General features: G+C 64.6%; 14 protein-coding genes and 2 pseudogenes. 9 read left to right on the plus strand and 7 right to left on the minus strand.

Going from position 1 to position 15,455, the window contains the following annotated elements; all coding sequences use genetic code 11:
• Positions 1 to 25: 25 nt before the first annotated feature.
• From WBK23_RS09890 to WBK23_RS09910, 5 genes and pseudogenes are all read left to right on the plus strand, one after another.
• Complete coding sequence (locus WBK23_RS09890) at positions 26 to 1,606, plus strand: GMC family oxidoreductase (protein WP_424483805.1); 1,581 nt, start codon at positions 26 to 28, stop codon at positions 1,604 to 1,606.
• Positions 1,607 to 1,641: 35 nt separating this feature from the next.
• Positions 1,642 to 3,621 carry an alkyl/aryl-sulfatase gene (locus WBK23_RS09895; RefSeq protein WP_424483806.1) on the plus strand — a complete coding sequence of 660 codons (1,980 nt, stop codon included), beginning with the start codon at positions 1,642 to 1,644 and terminating at the stop codon, positions 3,619 to 3,621.
• A gap of 14 nt (positions 3,622 to 3,635) precedes the next feature.
• Entirely contained in the window at positions 3,636 to 4,142 is a 507-nt protein-coding gene (locus WBK23_RS09900; RefSeq protein ID WP_424483807.1) for a hypothetical protein, read from the plus strand.
• A 1,235-nt stretch (positions 4,143 to 5,377) separates the two neighbouring features.
• A pseudogene (locus WBK23_RS09905) lies at positions 5,378 to 6,499 on the plus strand (helix-turn-helix transcriptional regulator); the annotation flags it as partial.
• 111 nt (positions 6,500 to 6,610) lie between these two features.
• Positions 6,611 to 6,796 (plus strand): annotated as a pseudogene (locus WBK23_RS09910) (response regulator transcription factor); the annotation flags it as partial.
• 16 nt (positions 6,797 to 6,812) lie between these two features.
• Here the strand turns inward: WBK23_RS09910 and WBK23_RS09915 are convergent.
• Positions 6,813 to 7,496 carry a Crp/Fnr family transcriptional regulator gene (locus WBK23_RS09915; protein ID WP_424483808.1) on the minus strand — a complete coding sequence of 228 codons (684 nt, stop codon included), beginning with the start codon at positions 7,494 to 7,496 and terminating at the stop codon, positions 6,813 to 6,815.
• A 91-nt stretch (positions 7,497 to 7,587) separates the two neighbouring features.
• Here WBK23_RS09915 and WBK23_RS09920 point away from each other — a divergent pair, with 91 nt between their 5' ends.
• A complete protein-coding gene (locus tag WBK23_RS09920) occupies positions 7,588 to 8,112 on the plus strand; it encodes a DUF962 domain-containing protein (protein WP_424483809.1) in 525 nt (174 codons plus the stop codon).
• Between the two features lie 59 nt (positions 8,113 to 8,171).
• Here WBK23_RS09920 and WBK23_RS09925 read toward each other — a convergent pair whose 3' ends face one another.
• Both WBK23_RS09925 and WBK23_RS09930 read right to left on the minus strand, forming a co-directional pair.
• Positions 8,172 to 8,915, minus strand: coding sequence for a hypothetical protein (locus WBK23_RS09925; protein WP_424483810.1), 744 nt, complete (start codon positions 8,913 to 8,915; stop codon positions 8,172 to 8,174).
• A gap of 100 nt (positions 8,916 to 9,015) precedes the next feature.
• Complete coding sequence (locus WBK23_RS09930; RefSeq protein WP_424483811.1) at positions 9,016 to 9,828, minus strand: helix-turn-helix domain-containing protein; 813 nt, start codon at positions 9,826 to 9,828, stop codon at positions 9,016 to 9,018.
• 126 nt (positions 9,829 to 9,954) lie between these two features.
• On the opposite strand from WBK23_RS09930, the gene WBK23_RS09935 reads away from it, so the two are divergent.
• On the plus strand, positions 9,955 to 10,386 hold the full coding sequence (locus WBK23_RS09935) for a hypothetical protein (RefSeq protein ID WP_424483812.1): 432 nt from the start codon (positions 9,955 to 9,957) through the stop codon (positions 10,384 to 10,386).
• Here the strand turns inward: WBK23_RS09935 and modC are convergent.
• Genes modC through WBK23_RS09955 form a run of 4 tightly spaced genes read right to left on the minus strand, consistent with a single transcriptional unit; the run spans position 10,369 to position 13,821 of the window.
• Positions 10,369 to 11,511 carry a molybdenum ABC transporter ATP-binding protein gene (gene modC, locus WBK23_RS09940; RefSeq protein WP_424483813.1) on the minus strand — a complete coding sequence of 381 codons (1,143 nt, stop codon included), beginning with the start codon at positions 11,509 to 11,511 and terminating at the stop codon, positions 10,369 to 10,371. The genes WBK23_RS09935 and modC overlap by 18 nt on opposite strands.
• Positions 11,511 to 12,188 carry a molybdate ABC transporter permease subunit gene (gene modB / locus WBK23_RS09945; protein WP_424483814.1) on the minus strand — a complete coding sequence of 226 codons (678 nt, stop codon included), beginning with the start codon at positions 12,186 to 12,188 and terminating at the stop codon, positions 11,511 to 11,513. Before modB ends, modC begins: the two co-directional genes overlap by 1 nt.
• A gap of 13 nt (positions 12,189 to 12,201) precedes the next feature.
• Entirely contained in the window at positions 12,202 to 12,960 is a 759-nt protein-coding gene (gene modA / locus WBK23_RS09950; protein ID WP_424483815.1) for a molybdate ABC transporter substrate-binding protein, read from the minus strand.
• 48 nt (positions 12,961 to 13,008) lie between these two features.
• The gene (locus WBK23_RS09955; RefSeq protein ID WP_424483816.1) at positions 13,009 to 13,821 is read right to left on the minus strand and encodes a TOBE domain-containing protein; all 813 of its coding nucleotides are present in this window, start codon (positions 13,819 to 13,821) and stop codon (positions 13,009 to 13,011) included.
• A 166-nt stretch (positions 13,822 to 13,987) separates the two neighbouring features.
• Here WBK23_RS09955 and WBK23_RS09960 point away from each other — a divergent pair, with 166 nt between their 5' ends.
• Entirely contained in the window at positions 13,988 to 14,416 is a 429-nt protein-coding gene (locus WBK23_RS09960; RefSeq protein ID WP_424483817.1) for a TOBE domain-containing protein, read from the plus strand.
• Positions 14,417 to 14,848: 432 nt separating this feature from the next.
• A partial coding sequence (locus tag WBK23_RS09965) for an OprD family outer membrane porin (protein WP_424483818.1) occupies positions 14,849 to 15,455 on the plus strand: 607 nt, incomplete at its 3' end.

The following is a 15,455-nucleotide window of genomic DNA, read 5'->3' on the forward strand; positions in this document are numbered from 1 at the left end:
TCCCCTCTCCCCGACCGGAGCGCTTATGCAATTCGACTACATCATCGTGGGTGCCGGCTCGGCCGGTTGCGTGCTGGCCAACCGCCTGAGCGCCGACCCGGCGGTTTCCGTGTGCCTGCTCGAAGCCGGCCCGCAGGACTGGTCGCCGTTGGTGCACGCGCCGGCCGGGGTGGCCGCCATCCTGCCGACCCGTCACGTCAACTGGGCCTTCGACACCGTGCCGCAGCCCGGCCTGGGCGGGCGTGTCGGCTACCAGCCGCGCGGCAAGGTGCTCGGCGGCAGCAGCTCGATCAACGGCATGATCTATATCCGTGGCCACCACAGCGACTTCGACGACTGGGCCGCGCTGGGCAACCCCGGCTGGTCGTTCGCCGAGGTGCTGCCGTATTTTCGCAAGAGCGAGATGAACCATCGCGGCGGCTGCGACCTGCATGGCGAGGACGGCGAGCTGTACGTCGGCCAGATCGAGGCGCATGCCGCCACCCATGCCTTTATCGAGGCCGGGCAGCAGGCCGGGCACCGGCATAACGCCGACTTCAACGGCGCGGAGCAGGAAGGCGTCGGCCAGTACGACGTGACCATCCGCGACGGCCGCCGCTGGAGCACCGCCACCGCCTTCCTCAAGCCAGTTCGGCCGCGCAGCAACCTCACCGTGCTCACCGGTGCCCATGCCGAGCGCATCCTGCTGCAGGGCCAGCAGGCCACCGGCGTGCAGGTACGCATCAAGGGCCGCTCCATTACGCTCAAGGCGCGCAAGGAGGTGCTGCTCAGCGCCGGTGCCTTCGGCAGCCCGCAGCTGTTGTTGCTCTCCGGCATCGGCACGCAGGAACAGCTCAAGCCCCATGGCATTGCCGTGCAACACGAGCTGCCGGGCGTCGGGCAGAACCTGCAGGATCACCCGGACACGGTGCTGGGCTACCAGAGCAGCGACAACTCGTTGCTCGGCTACTCGCTCGGCGGCAGCCTGAAGATGGGCGCGGCGCTGGGTCAGTACCTGGCGCGCAAGCGCGGCCCGCTGGCGAGCAACTTCGCCGAGGGCGGTGCCTTCCTCAAGACCGACGCGGCGCTGGCCCGCCCGGACGTGCAGTTGCACTCGGTGGTCAGCCTGCTCGATGACCACAACCGCAAGCTGCATTGGGGCCACGGCTTTAGCTGCCACGTCTGCGTGCTGCGGCCGAAAAGTATCGGCAGCGTCGGCCTGCACTCGGCCGATCCCGCCGCGCCGCCGCGCATCGACCCAAACTTCCTCGGCCACGACGACGATGTGCAGACCCTGCTCAAGGGCTACCGTATTACTCAGGAGATCATCGCCCAGGCCTCCATGGCCCGCTTCGGCCTGCGCGACGTGTTCGCTGCCGGCCTGCACAGCGACGAGCAGTTGATCGAGTTGTTGCGCCGCCGTACCGACTCCATCTACCACCCGGTCGGCACCTGCCGCATGGGCCACGACGAGGGCGCGGTGGTCGACAGCCAGCTGCGCGTACACGGCATCCAGGGCCTGCGGGTGGTGGATGCCTCGATCATGCCGATCCTGGTCGGCGGCAACACCAACGCGGCGTCGATCATGATCGCCGAGCGCGCCGCCGAATGGGTCGCCCAGGCCTGATGTTTTCCACTACAACAACAATGAGGATGCACCCCATGCACCGCTCCCTGAAATCTCTGACTGCCGTCGGCCTGACCTGCGCCCTGCTGGCCAGCACCGTCGCCCAGGCCGCACCGGCACCGACCAAAGCGGCGACCGATATCACCAAGGCCGCCCAGCAGGCGGTGCTGGCGGCGCTGCCGTTCAACGACAAGCGCGAGTTCGACGATGCGCAGAAAGGCTTTATCGCCAAGCCGGACAGCCTGACCATCAAGGATGCCAACGGCAAGGTGGTCTGGGATCTGGAGAGCTACAAGCAGTTCATCGCCCTCGATCAGCCGGCCCCGGACAGCGTCAACCCGAGCCTGTGGCGCAACGCCCAGCTGAATATCCAGTACGGCCTGTTCAAGGTCACCGACGGCATCTACCAGGTGCGCGGCTACGACGTCTCCAACATCACCTTTATCGAGGGCAAGAGCGGCTGGATCGTCTTCGACCCGCTGCTCTCCACGGAAACCGCCAAGGCGGCCCTGGACCTGGTCGACCAGCATCTGGGCAAGAAGCCAGTGGTCGCGGTGGTCTACAGCCACTCGCATATCGACCACTTCGGCGGCGTGCGCGGCATCATCGACGAGGCCGACGTCAAGGCCGGCAAGGTGCGCATCATCGCCCCCGAAGGCTTCGGCGAGCATGCGGTCAGCGAGAACGTGATCGCCGGCAATGCCATGGCCCGCCGTGCCATCTACATGTTCGGCGCACTATTGCCGCGCAACGCCCAGGGCGGCGTTGGCTCCGGCCTGGGGCTGACCACCTCCCACGGCAGCATCACCCTGATCCAGCCCACCGAGCTGGTCCGCAAGACCGGCCAGGAACTGGAGGTCGACGGCGTGAAGATGGTGTTCCAGATGACTCCGGGCACCGAGGCACCGGTGGAAATGCACACCTACTTCCCGGATCACAAGGCCATGTGGATGGCCGAAAACACCACCAGCACCATGCACAACGTGCTCACCCTGCGCGGCGCGCAGGTGCGCGATGCGCTGCAGTGGTCGAAGTACATCGGTGAGACCATCGCCCTGTTCGGCGACAAGACCGAGGTGCGCTTCCAGAGCCACCACTGGCCGCAATGGGGCCAGGCGCAGATCGACGACTACCTGAAGAAGCAGCGCGCCCTCTACAAGTACATCCACGACCAGTCGGTGCGCATGATGAACCAGGGCATGACCGGCGAGGAGATCGCCGAGGCGATCAAGCTGCCGCCGGAGCTGGAAGCCTTCTGGCCGGGGCGCGGCTACTACGGCACCCTCAAGCACAACGCCAAGGCGGTCTATCAGCGCTACATGGGTTGGTACGACGCCAACCCGGCCAACCTCGACAAGCTGCCGCCGCAGCCGGCGGCGAAGAAATATGTCGAGTACATGGGTGGTTCGGCCGCCGTGCTGGAGAAGGCCAAGGTCGACTTCGCCAAGGGTGAGTACCGCTGGGTGGCCGAGGCGGCCAAGCAGGTGGTGTTCGCCGAGCCGGACAACACCGCGGCGAAGAACCTGCTGGCCGATAGCTACGAGCAACTGGGCTACCAGGCCGAATCCGGCCCGTGGCGCTCGATCTACCTGCAGGGCGCGTTCGAGCTGCGCAACGGCAAGCCCGCCGCCGGCGGTGCCGTCACCGCCAGCCCGGACGTGATCCGCGCCATGACCCCGGAAATGCTCTTCGACTACCTGGCCGTGCGCCTCAATGGCGAGCGCGCCGCAGGCAAGAAGCTGGTGCTCAATTACAACTTCACCGACCTGGGCAAGAGCTACGCCCTGACCGTGGAGAACGGTGTGCTGACCTACGAAACCAAGGCCGACGCCAAGGCCGATGTCGGCCTGACCATGAGCAAGACCGCCCTGGAAGACATCCAACTGGGCAAGGCGACCCTGGAGCAGAAGGTGGCGTCCGGCGAGCTGAAGTTCGACGGTAACCCGCAGGTCTTCGGCGAGTTTATGGGCCTGCTCGACACGTTCAACTTCTGGTTCGACATCGTCACCCCATGAGAGCCTCGGCAATCGTGACCGCTGGACTTGTGCTGCTGCTCGGCAGCGCAAGTCCCAGCAGCCAGGCGTGCGGCTACGACGGCATGGCCATGGACCTGACCACCGCGCACCCGGCCTCGCTGTCGGTGGCGCTGGCCATCTTTGACGCCTACCAGGCCAAGCTGCTGAGCAAGCCGATTGCGCTGCAGGGCGGCTTCGGCATGCGCCGGGCGCAGATCACGCTGGAAAAGCTGCGCAGCGCCCTCGCCCCGATCGCCATGGGCGGGAGCTTTAGCCTGCTGCTGGTCGAACCGGGCCTGTGGGCGCGTTTCGAAGGCACGGGCGCGCAGCTGCGGGTAACCCTGCACGTGGCCGCACCCGCAGCCGGCGAGAGCGTGGTGATCACCGGCGAAGGCGTGCTGCTGGCCATGGTCCGCGGCCAACTGAGCGCCCGCCAGGCCATGGATGCAGGGCTGTTGCGCCTGGACACGGAGCCGCAGCAGGTACAGCGCTGGCAAACCGCGTTTGGCGCAGCCGGCTGATCCTGACGGCACGGCGGTTTAGCCGCAGAGAACCTGTTTACGATCTGCTGCGCCTCGGCCATCCGGCCCGCAGCAACCCACACGTCAAGGACGATCTCACTGGAGCATCTGCAGGGGCATTTATGTCGCCATCGTCACCCGCAGCCTCACGGCCAGCCGAACTACCACGGCTCGCGCCAGGCCACCTGCCCAGGCCACGCCTGCGCGATGCCCTGCTACAGGCCGACTGTCGCCTGCGCCTACTCTGCGCCCCGGCCGGTAGCGGCAAGAGCACCATGCTCAGTGAATGCGCGCAGCAGTGCCCGGCCGATACCAGCCTGGTTTACCTGGATTTGCGCGGCAAGGCGCTGAGCGGCGAGGCCTTGTTCAACAAGCTGGCGGTTGGGCTGGGAACGGCGAGCGCTGATCTGGAAGGGCTCATCCAGCAACTGGAGCACAGCCCGGGGCCGGTGTGGTTGCTGCTCGACGATTACCCGCGCTTTGCCGACAGCGCGCTCGACCATGCACTCAATGACCTGATCCTCTCGGCACCGCGGCGAGTTTGCTGGTGGATCGCCAGCCGCCGCCGTCCGGCCCTGCAACTGTCACGCCTGCTGATGGATGGCGAGCTGTTCGAGCTGGGGGCGGGCGAACTGAGCTTTAGCGTGGGCGAGCTGGGTGAGTTGTTGCAGCACAAGGCGCTGCACTGGCCTTGGCCGGCGATTGAGCAGTTGCATGAGGATTCGCAAGGCTGGTGTGCGGCGCTGCGCCTGCACATGCTGAGCCTGACGCCGGGGCAGGCACCGCTGGCATTGGATCGTGGCGATCCACGCCTGCTCGACTATCTCCAGCGTGAAGCCCTCGATGAACTGCCGGATGGCTGGTCTCAGGCGTTGTTCAGCCTGGCGCAGCTGCCGCATTTCACTGCCGCCTTGTGCGAACAACTGCTCGGCGTGGGCGAGGGGGCCCAGCTGCTTGAGCAGCTCAGCGAGTGCGGGCTGTTTATCGAGCCAAGCGGGACGGACGGGCAGTTGTCGCGGGTACAGCCGGTGGTGGCTCCGGCGCTCGCCAGCCAGCTGCCGGCGACCTTGGCCAAGGCAGTGTTTCGCAAGGCCTGCCAGTGGTACGTCAGCCAGGACAATGTGCGCCAGGCGCTGGAGTGCGCCGTCAAGGCTGGGCAAAGTGAAGTCGCCGTCAACCTGATGCAGCGCTACAGCGAAGACTTTCTGCTGCAGGGACGCAGTCTTGCCCAGTTGATGGCATGGCGACGCGAGTTGCCGCTGGAGCTGTTGACCAGTACGCCACGCTTGCTGCTGCTGAATGCCTGGGCGCTGCTGTTCAGCGGCCGGCTGGATGAAGCGCAGCATTACACCGAGCAGTTAGCCCGCTTTGCCCCGCAGCCCACGGCCAGCCGTCAGCGCGAACTGATCGCCCAGTGGAAGGCCTTGCACGCCAACCTGGCCTTCCATCGCGGTAACGCCGCGCAGGCCGGCGAACTGTTGACCGAGGCGGTGGCCGAGCTGCCCGAACGGTCCTGGAGCCAGCGCCTGTTCTGCTGCGCCTTGCAGGTCGAACAGGCGCTGATCAACGGTCGCCTGGACGTCGCCCTGGCACTCAACCGCAGCGCCACCAAGCAGGCCCGCGAGCATGCCAGCCTGGCCATGGAAAGCGTAATGGCCCTCGGGCATGTGAAATTGTTGGAAATTCGCGGCGAGTTGTTGCGCGCGGAAACCCTGCTCAAGCGCCTATACAACGAACTGAGCACCGCCTGGGGCGCAGAGGCCAGCCCAATGCGCGGCCGGGTGCAACTGCGGCGAGCCGCCTTGTTGCTGCAGCAGGGGCGTTATCCAGAGGCGACCAGCGCCTATCAGTCGGGCCAGCAGGAAAACCTGGCCTGCGGCGATCCGGCGGCATTCTGGAGTTACCTGGGGCTGGCCGAGCTGGATGCGCTGCAGGGCGATCTCAGCAGTGCATTCCAGCGGATTGCCGATGCCGAGCGCTTTATGCAGTACAACCATATCGACGAGGCCCTCTATCAGGGCCTGCTGCTCCGGGCCAAGGCACGCCTGTGGCTGATTCAGGGCCGCGTGGCGCAGGCCGACAAAGCCCTGCAGGCGATGCCGCACGCACTGCTGGAGGTCTCGCCTTATGGCGCACCGGAGCTGAACCTGCGCCTGCAGCTGCTGCAATTGCAGGCGCGTCTGGCCAACGGCGTGGTCGATGAGGCGTTAAGCGGCCTTGCCGAGCTGCACGCCAAGGCACTCGGCGAAGGGCGGCGGCCGTTGGCCTGCGAGATAGGTTTCAGCCTGGCCGAGGCACTGTATGCCGATAACAAACCGGCGCAGGCCAAGCAGGCACTGCTCGACGCCCTGGCTCTGGCCCGGCAAATGAACCTGGCCAGCGCCGAACGCGCCTTCGCCCAGCGCAGTCCGGCATTGATGCGCTGGGCCGGTGAGGCCAGTAGAAACGACGGTGTCCCGGCGGCCTTGCTCAGCCGGCGCGAACTGGACGTGCTGAAACTGATCGTCCGCGGTTACTCCAACCAGCAGATCGCCGAGAGTCTGTTTATCTCGCTGCACACGGTGAAGACCCACGCCCAGCGCATCAACTTCAAGCTCGGCGTTGAGCGGCGCACCCAGGCCGTGGCCAGGGCCAAGGAACTGGGCCTGGGTTGAGCCGGCGGTTGCAGCCTTACTGCGCCGCCTCGCGCAGGCGCTGCAGATCGACAATCTCGATCTCGCCATAGGTCAGGCGCAGGATGCCCTGGGCCTGCAGTTCCTTGAGGATCTGGTTGGTGGTCTGCCGGCTGATCGCCAACATCAGGGCGAGCTGCTCCTGGGGCAGGTGAATCACCCGGCGCAACTCGCCTTCGCCGTAGTTCTCGGCAATCAGCAACAAGCGCCGCGCCAGGCGCGGAGCGGCGGGCAGCAGGCTCATTTCCTCCAGGGCGATAAACGCCAGGCGCAGCTTGTGGCTCATCAGCAGGGCGAAGTCGCGCCAGTACTGCGGCTGTTGTTCGAGCAGCGCCAGCAGGCGCGCCTGCGGAACCAGCAGCAGGGTGCTGGGCCATTCGGCGAAGGCGTCGTGGGTACGCGGATGGCCATCGAACAGGGAAATCTCGCCAAACCAGTAGGGCGGTTCGACCAGGGTCAGCAGCGCCTCCTTGCCGGTGGCGCTGACCGCACCGATACGCATGCCGCCCTCAACCACCGCATACAGGCCGCAGGGTTTATCGCCACGGCGAAACAGCACCTGGCCGGCCGTCAGGCGCTCTACCTGGGCAGCCCCCAGCAACACCTCCTGCAAGGCTACGGGCAGGCCGTTGAACCAGTGGCCTTCACGCAGGCGGGCCTGGTAGGCGCGGGCATCGGTCATGCAGTTCTCCTGGTTTGTCGGCTAGCTGACAGAGCCGCGCGGGGCGGCGGGCGCATGCTGGGCGCACTTGTCTTGCCTAAGGAAAATAATAATGAAAACCCTGGTCGATCACCTGGCCCAATACGCGGCGTACCACCGCGATCAACGCAATATTCTCAGCCACTTTATCGGTATTCCACTGATCGTTCTGGCGGTCGCGGTGCTGCTGTCGCGCCCAGGCTTCAATCTGCTCGGCCTGTGGCTGTCGCCCGCGGCCCTGACTGCCTTGGCCGCGACGCTGTTCTATCTGCGCCTGGATCTGCGCTTCGGCGTACTGATGGCGCTGCTGCTGGGCCTGAGCCTGTGGGCCGGCGCGGCGCTAGCGCAGCAATCCACCCTGATCTGGCTAAGCATGGGCCTGGGGTTGTTTGTCATCGGCTGGATCATCCAGTTCGTCGGCCACCACTACGAGGGACGCAAGCCGGCATTTGTCGATGACATCATGGGCCTGGTGATCGGCCCGCTGTTTGTCGCGGCAGAAGCCGCCTTCCTGCTCGGCCTGCGCCACGAACTGGAACAGGCCATCGTCGAGCGCGCCGGCCCGACCTGCATCCGCGAGAAGAAAGCCACTGCCTGATCGCTGCTGGGCCGCCATTGATTGGCGGCCTTGTACCGACTCGCTCTTACGAGCGAGCTCTAGTACATCGCCATCCATTGCGTGGTCAGCGAACGGGTGTGGCGGTACACGGTCATCGGCGCAAACGGCCGGCCGGAGGCACTCTGCAGGGCGCTGCTCTGACTGTTGAGGTCAACCAGCGCGGCCTTGAGGTATTCCCAGCGGGTTTTCAGCTTGCCGACCTGCGGATTGCTTTTGCTGTCCAGCGCGGCCAGCTGCTCTTCCACCGACGGCACCAGCTTGCGTTCGTCCTGGCCGAGGTAGGTATCGGTCTGCTCGCGGGCGATCTCGAAATTGCCGAAGTAGGAACGGCTGAGGTACTGCACGGAGAGGTATTCGAGCTTGGCCGACAGTTCGCTGTCGCCCGCGGCCGAGAGCTTGCGGGTTTCCTCGAGCACGCCGAGCAGGGCTTTGCTCAGGTCCTCGGGGTAGCGCCAGGGCATGTCTTCTTCATTCGGGCCGAAGGCCACGCCACGGCGGATCTGCACCACCAGCTCCTGATGGGCGCTGCGCAGGGCATCGCTGCTTTGCGGCAGGCTCTGCACGGCGGCGGCGAGGGCTTGCAGGTCAGTTTCCAGGGCGTCCTGGTGTTTCTTTTGGAAACCTTCACCGCGTAACAGCATCAGGCTGCTGGTGACCCGGCTGGCCTGCACCTGCACCTGTTCCTGGGGGGTGACGGCCTGGGCCACGGCCAGCGGCGAGAGGCTCGCCAGCAAACCGATCAGGCACAGCCAGAGCGAGCGAGACAGCGTTGTAGAACGCATACGGGGGTGCTCCTTATTATTTTTGTGAGCAGTGCTGAGCGATGTCAGCTTATACAGTCGCGCGCCAAGGGTACTGCACTCGTCGCCCGAGGAAATTAGCCTAAAGAGTGATTTCGTCGGAAAGATGCGCCGCTGCGGCCAGGTCACGCAGGTACTGCGCGCTGAAGGCATCGGCCGGAAAGAAGGTTTCCAGCGCCAGTTCCGCCAGGGTGATGTCGTTGGCCGTGCCGAACACCGTGGTGGTGCCGATCAGGCTGACCACGCCCTGCTCGCTGGAAAACTGCAGCGGCATCAGCACCGTGTCGCTGTCGAACTGCGCCGGGGCCGCCGGCCCCGGATAGGCATTCAGCTCATCCCATAGCACCTGCAACTGGGCATCGCCGCTGGCGTGAATATCGCGCTGCAAACGCGCCAGCAGATAGGCGCGCCACGCGCCCAGATTGACGATACGTGGAGCCAAACCACCCGGGTGCAGGCTCAGGCGCATGACATTGATCGGCGGCACCAGCAATTCCGGGGCAAGGCCGACCAGAAAGGGCGCGATGGCACTGTTGGCCGCCAACAGGTTCCAGTGGCGATCGATGGTCAGTGCCGGGTAGGGCTCGTGGGCCTTGAGCAGCAGTTCGATGGCGGTGCGCGCGGCCGCCATGGCCGGTTCGGAAAGCGCATGCTGAGTAAACAGCGGCGCATAACCGGCGGCGCTAAGCAGGCGATTGCGCTCACGCAGGGGAATATCCAACTGCTCGGCGAGCAACAGCAGCATCTCGCGGCTGGGTTGAGCACGCCCGGTTTCGACGAAGCTCAGGTGGCGGGTGGAGATATCGGCCTCGCAGGCGAGGTCGAGCTGGCTAAGACGACGATGCTGGCGCCACTGGCGCAGCAGGGCCCCGACGGGCTGGTTTTGACTGTTCATGGCCATCGACGATAGACCAGCGAGGTTATTGCAGCCATTACCTGGCAGGTAATCGACGCGGCGCGCGGATCGGCGAAACCTAAGGACCAACCCGCCATCCCGGCGGTCCTTTGTGGAGGCTTCGCCATGACTACCTTGCAACCTTCGCTGTTACTGCGCCGTGCCCTGCTCGCCGATGGGCTGGTCGGGGTGCTCACTGCCGTGCACCTGCTGCTGCTCGCCGATGGCTTGAGCGCCTTTACCGAACTGCCGCGCCAGCTGCTATTGGGCAGCGGTCTGGCGTTGCTGCCGCTGGCGGCCTGGCTGATCTGGCTGGCCAAGCGCGAAACCCTGTCGCGCCTGGTGGTGTGGACGGTGCTGGCGCTGAATGCGCTGTGGCTGATCGACAGCCTGTTGTTGCTGCTCAGCGGCTGGGTCGCGCCGAACCTGTTCGGTTATGCCTTGGTGATCGGCCAGGCCGTCGTGGTGCTGGTGTTTATCGAGCTGGAACTGCTCGGCCTAAAACGTTCGGCGGTCATCCCTGGCTCGTTTGCCCAGGTGTCAGGCGGAACTCAGTAAGGACACCGACTTGACCTGCGCCCAGAGTGGCTGGTCGCGCTGGATATTCAAGCGGTCGAAGGAGTAGCGGGTGATGCGCGCGATCAGCTGTTCGCCGCCCACCTGCACCCGCACCAGCACATGGGCCTGGCCCTCGGCGTTGATCCAATCGACCACCCGTGCCGGCAGCAGGTTGAGCACGCTGCTGTCCTCGGCCTGCTGCAGGCTCAGGCTGACATCGCGCGCCTTGATCTTGACCCGCACCGACTTGCCCAACGGCAACGGCGCATGCGGCAGGCGCAGCTGGATAGTGCTGTCGGGCAACTGCATATAGAGCAAGCCATAGGCCTGGTCATGGGCGGTCACCCGGCCTTCCACCACCGCCTCGGCATCGTCCTCGAAGACAAAAGGCAAATCGGCGCGCAGCAGGGTTGGCTTCAGTGGGCCACTGGCGCTGACCTGACCGTCTTCCAGCAGCACCAGATGGTCGGCCAGGCGCGCCACTTCATCGGGCGAATGGCTGACGTAGATGATCGGAATTTCCAGCTCTTCGTGCAGACGCTCCAGGTAGGGCATGACCTCCAGCTTGCGCTTGAGGTCGAGCGACGCCAGCGGCTCGTCCATCAGCAGCAGTTTCGGGCTGCTCAACAGCGCGCGGGCGATGCCGACACGCTGGCGCTCGCCGCCCGACAACTTGTCCGGCAGGCGCTCCAGCAGATGACCGATGCCGAGCAACTCGACCGCCTGGGCCAAGGGGATCTGCCGCCCCGCCGCCGGGATGCGCTTAAGGCCGAACTCCAGATTGCGCCGCACCGAAAGATGACTGAACAGGTTGGCGTCCTGAAACACGTAGCCGATCGAGCGTTTATGCGCGGGCAGGAAATAGCCCTGGGCACTGTCCTGCCACAGCTCGCCATTGACCTGCAGGTAGCCATCCGCCGGCCGGTCCAGCCCGGCGAAGCAACGCAGGCAACTGGTCTTGCCCGAGCCGGAGTGGCCGAACAGCGCGCTGATGCCGCGGCCCGGCAGGTTCAGCTCAACATCCAGGCTGAAGCCGGAGTGCACCACCTTGAAACGCGCCTGGATTGCCCCCGGCACGGCCACGGTGCGAGCGGCCGCTGAGCGGCGCGAAAAAGGCCAGATCATTACCACCCCTGTTTGCCACTACGCCCTGAATACAACGCCAGCAGCACAAGAAAAGAAAACACCACCATGCCGCCCGCCAGCCAGTGGGCCTGGGCGTACTGCATGGTTTCCACAAGGCTATAGATCTGCACGGACGCCACCTGGGTCTTGCCGGGAATATTGCCGCCGATCATCAGCACCACGCCAAACTCACCCACGGTATGGGTAAAGCCGAGAATCGCCGCGGTGATAAAGCCCGGTTTGGCCAGCGGCAGCACCACCGTGAAAAAGGCATCCCAGGGGTTGGCGCGCAGGGTCGCCGCCGCCTCCAGCGGGCCACGGCCAATCGCCTCGAAGGCGTTCTGCAATGGCTGCACGACAAAGGGCAGGGAATAGAACACCGAGCCGATCACCAACCCGGTGAAGGTAAAGGTCAGGGTGCCCAGGCCCAAGCTCTGGGTTAGTTGGCCGAAGAAGCCATTGGGTCCCATGCTCACCAGCAGGTAGAAGCCGATCACCGTCGGCGGCAGCACCAGCGGCAGGGCGACGATGGCCCCGATCGGCTGCTTCAGCCACGAGCGCGTGCGCGCCAGCCACCAGGCAATCGGCGTCCCAATCAGCAGCAGCAACAGGGTGGTCAGCGATGCCAGCTCAAGCGTCAGCAGTACCGCAGCGAAATCAGCTTTGCTCAGTGGCATCACGACAGCCTTTTTAGAGTTGGTAGCCGTAGGACTTGATGATCGCGGCCGCCTTCGCCCCCTTCAGGTACTCGGTGAGGGCCGCAGCGGCAGGATTATGTTCGCCTTTCTTGAGGATCAACGCATCCTGCTTGATCGGCGTGTGCAGCTCGGCCGGCACTATCCAGGCCGAACCACTGCTGAGCTGGCCATCCTTGTACACCTGCGACAGCGCAACAAAGCCCAGCTCGGCATTGCCGGTGGATATGAAATGCAGCGTCTTGGCAATGCTTTGCCCTGTCACCAGTTTGCCCTGCACGGCCTCGGTCAGAGCGAGCTTATCCAGCACCTGGGTTGCCGCCAGCCCATAGGGTGCAGTTTTCGGGTCGGCAATCGCCAGGTGCTTGTATTGGTTGGCCTTGAGCACCGCGTCGCTACCATCGAGGTAGCCTGGCGTGGCCGACCACAGCACCAGGCTGCCGGTGGCATAGGTAAAGCGCGAGCCAGCCACACCTAGGCCTTCCTTCTCCAGCTTGGCCGGGGTGCTTTCATCGGCACTGAAGAACACCTCAAACGGCGCGCCGTTTTGGATCTGCGCATACAGCTGGCCAGTCGCGCCGTAGGCGGCCACCAGCGTGTGCCCGGTGTCCTTTTCGAACTCGCCGGCGATGGCCTGAATCGGCGCGGTGAAGTTGGCGGCTACGCCCACCTGGACTTCTGCCGCCAGGCTGCTGGCGCTAAAGACCAGACCGGCGAACAGGCTAAGCAACGCTTTGGGTGCAGGGTGTTTCATCGGGTGACTCCTTGTGGTTGATTGGGACTACGGGTTACTGCGGCGGATTCAGACCTGGCTGGCCAGAATCACGCTGGAGGCTTTGAAGAATGCGCAGGCCGCCATCCCTGGCGCGAAGCCGAGGGTCTCGCAACTGGCGCGGGTCACCACGGCGGTGATGGTGCGGCCCGCGGGCAGCAGCAGCGTCACTTCGTTATTCACCGGCCCGGGATGAATCACGCTGATCTCGCCCCACAGCTGGTTGCGCGCGCTGAGCTTGAGACCTTGCTCCACCGTCAGCATGACCGCAGAAGCCTTGACCAAGGCGAGCACCTCGACGCCGACGGCCAGGCCCAGGCTCTCGACGCTGGCCAGGGTCAGCACCGTGACGATCTCGCTGTGCTGGCCGATATTGATGCGCACCTCGGCCTCCACCGGACCCAGGGTCAGCGCGCTGATCACACCGAGAAACTGGTTGCGCGCGCTGCTGTTGATGCGCAAGCGCCGCATCAGCTGCTGAAACCCTTGCACATCGCCAGTGCCAACCGCACCGAGCTGGCTGGCGACCCGATCCAGGGTGGCCTGGTACTCGCCCTCCAGCGCCCGGTACATAGCCACCATACTCTGCCCGTAGGCCGTCAGCTGGCTGCCTCCGCCATTGGTGCCGCCCACCAGGCGTAGCACCAGGGGTTCGGCGGACAGGTTGTTGAGCGTATCTATCGCATCCCAGGCGGCCTTGTAGGACATGGGCACGGCCTTGGCGGCCTGGCTGATCGAACCGCGGCGGTCGATCTCCTCCAGCAGGCGAATGCGCACACCCGACAGGTCCGCACCTATGGCGCTTTCCAGCGACATGCGGGCGATAAAACGCGCCGCGCTCATCGGGCCGACCCTTGCCGGGCCTGGCTCTCGCCCCGCCCCGAGGCCAGCGGCGTTGTGGTGGTAAAGCTATAGCTGTTGCACATAGAGTCTGGCTCTCTCGCTTACCGCTGTATTTCTATCTATACAACGATAGGTATAAATTTTTGCACCACCCCGGAGTGACCCCGTGAAAGTAAGCGCACGCAACGTATTCAAAGGAACTGTCAGCGCCCTGACCGCAGGTGCCGTTAACGCTGAAGTCGTCATCACCCTACCGGGTGGCGACAGCCTGGTTGCCATCGTTACCCAGGCCAGCGTCAAGTCGCTGGGCCTGGCCGTGGGCAAGGAGGCCGTCGCCTTGGTCAAGGCCCCCTGGGTGATGCTGATGACCGAGAGCAGCGATATCCGTCTATCGGCCCGTAACTGCCTGGCCGGCACCGTGACCGCAATCACCGATGGCGCGGTAAACGCCGAAGTGGCGATCAGCCTGCCCGGTGGCAATCAGGTCGTCGCTATGGTCACCCGTGACTCGGTCAGCGCCCTCGGCCTGGCGGTTGGCGTCAACGCCACCGCAGTGATCAAGGCGTCCCATGTGATCCTTGGCGTACCTGCCTAAGCCTTGAGCAGGCCGGTCTATTCGGCCGGTCTTTTGCACAGAGGCCTTAGCCATTCAGGCCGCGCTTTGCAGTAAACTCTCTGCGGTCGCGCCAAGCGCTTGACCCGCGATTTCGTGCATCTTTAAAAATCTTGACTTGAAAGTCAAGTTCTTTAAGATGCGCATCATCCAGCCTGTTTTGAGCCAGTTTTGGCCTCAACAATCGCACCACTGACCCTGCCGTATAGGCTCTAGCGCTTACGTGCCCTGGCTTTTACCATGCGCTGTATACACACAAATATAACGATAGGTAAACACCTTAGTCGTTGCTGTATGCGCGCTTTATCTACGCCAATCGCTATATACAAATAAATATAGCGATTGGACGCAGGCCAGCAGTTGGGGATGCCAGGCCCTGGATACCTAAAAAAGACCCGAATTGGAGTAACCAGAATGAAGATGCAACCCTTGGCCCTGGCCATCACCCTGGGCGTTGTCGCCCAACAGGCCACGGCCGCCGGTTTTATCGAAGACAGCAAGGCCACCCTGAACCTGCGCAATTTCTACTTCAGCGCCGATAACCGCGAGAGCCAGGACCAGCTGGGCAACGCCGCCTACAACGGCCAGGCCAAAGAATGGGGCCAGGGCTTCCAGCTCAACTTCGTCTCCGGTTACACCCAGGGCACGGTCGGTTTCGGCGTGGACGCCATCGGCCTGCTCGGGCTGAAACTGGACAGTGGCGGCCGTGCCGGCAAGGCCGGTATCGACCGCACCCCCGGTGCCCTGTTCCCGCTGGAGACCGATGGCAAGGCCGTCGACAACTACGGCAAGGCCGGCGTCACCGGCAAGGTGCGCGTCTCCAAGACCGAAGCGCGCCTTGGCACTCTGCAACCCAAGCTACCGGTGATCACCTTCAACGACGGCCGCCTGCTACCGCAAACCTTCGAAGGCGCGCAGATCACCTCCGCCGAGATCGACAACCTGCTCCTCACCGCCGGCCAGCTGGACAGCACCAAGACCCGCAGTTCCACCGACGACATCGACCTGCGCATCGGCGGCG

It is taken from the genome of Pseudomonas sp. (genome assembly GCF_049653025.1).
In the GTDB taxonomy this organism is placed as follows: Bacteria; Pseudomonadota; Gammaproteobacteria; order Pseudomonadales; family Pseudomonadaceae; genus Aquipseudomonas.

What these genes read in the sequence shown, in the direction of transcription:
- WBK23_RS09955 (WP_424483816.1), bottom strand. Translation starts at nt 13,821, where the DNA reads ATGAGCGCGGCGCGTTTTATCGCCCGCATGTCGCTGGAAAGCGCCATA.
- WBK23_RS09890 (WP_424483805.1), top strand. Translation starts at nt 26, where the DNA reads ATGCAATTCGACTACATCATCGTGGGTGCCGGCTCGGCCGGTTGCGTG.
- WBK23_RS09915 (WP_424483808.1), bottom strand. Translation starts at nt 7,496, where the DNA reads ATGACCGATGCCCGCGCCTACCAGGCCCGCCTGCGTGAAGGCCACTGG.
- modB (WP_424483814.1), bottom strand. Translation starts at nt 12,188, where the DNA reads ATGCCACTGAGCAAAGCTGATTTCGCTGCGGTACTGCTGACGCTTGAG.
- modC (WP_424483813.1), bottom strand. Translation starts at nt 11,511, where the DNA reads ATGATCTGGCCTTTTTCGCGCCGCTCAGCGGCCGCTCGCACCGTGGCC.
- WBK23_RS09920 (WP_424483809.1), top strand. Translation starts at nt 7,588, where the DNA reads ATGAAAACCCTGGTCGATCACCTGGCCCAATACGCGGCGTACCACCGC.
- modA (WP_424483815.1), bottom strand. Translation starts at nt 12,960, where the DNA reads ATGAAACACCCTGCACCCAAAGCGTTGCTTAGCCTGTTCGCCGGTCTG.
- WBK23_RS09935 (WP_424483812.1), top strand. Translation starts at nt 9,955, where the DNA reads ATGACTACCTTGCAACCTTCGCTGTTACTGCGCCGTGCCCTGCTCGCC.
- WBK23_RS09925 (WP_424483810.1), bottom strand. Translation starts at nt 8,915, where the DNA reads ATGCGTTCTACAACGCTGTCTCGCTCGCTCTGGCTGTGCCTGATCGGT.
- WBK23_RS09895 (WP_424483806.1), top strand. Translation starts at nt 1,642, where the DNA reads ATGCACCGCTCCCTGAAATCTCTGACTGCCGTCGGCCTGACCTGCGCC.
- WBK23_RS09930 (WP_424483811.1), bottom strand. Translation starts at nt 9,828, where the DNA reads ATGAACAGTCAAAACCAGCCCGTCGGGGCCCTGCTGCGCCAGTGGCGC.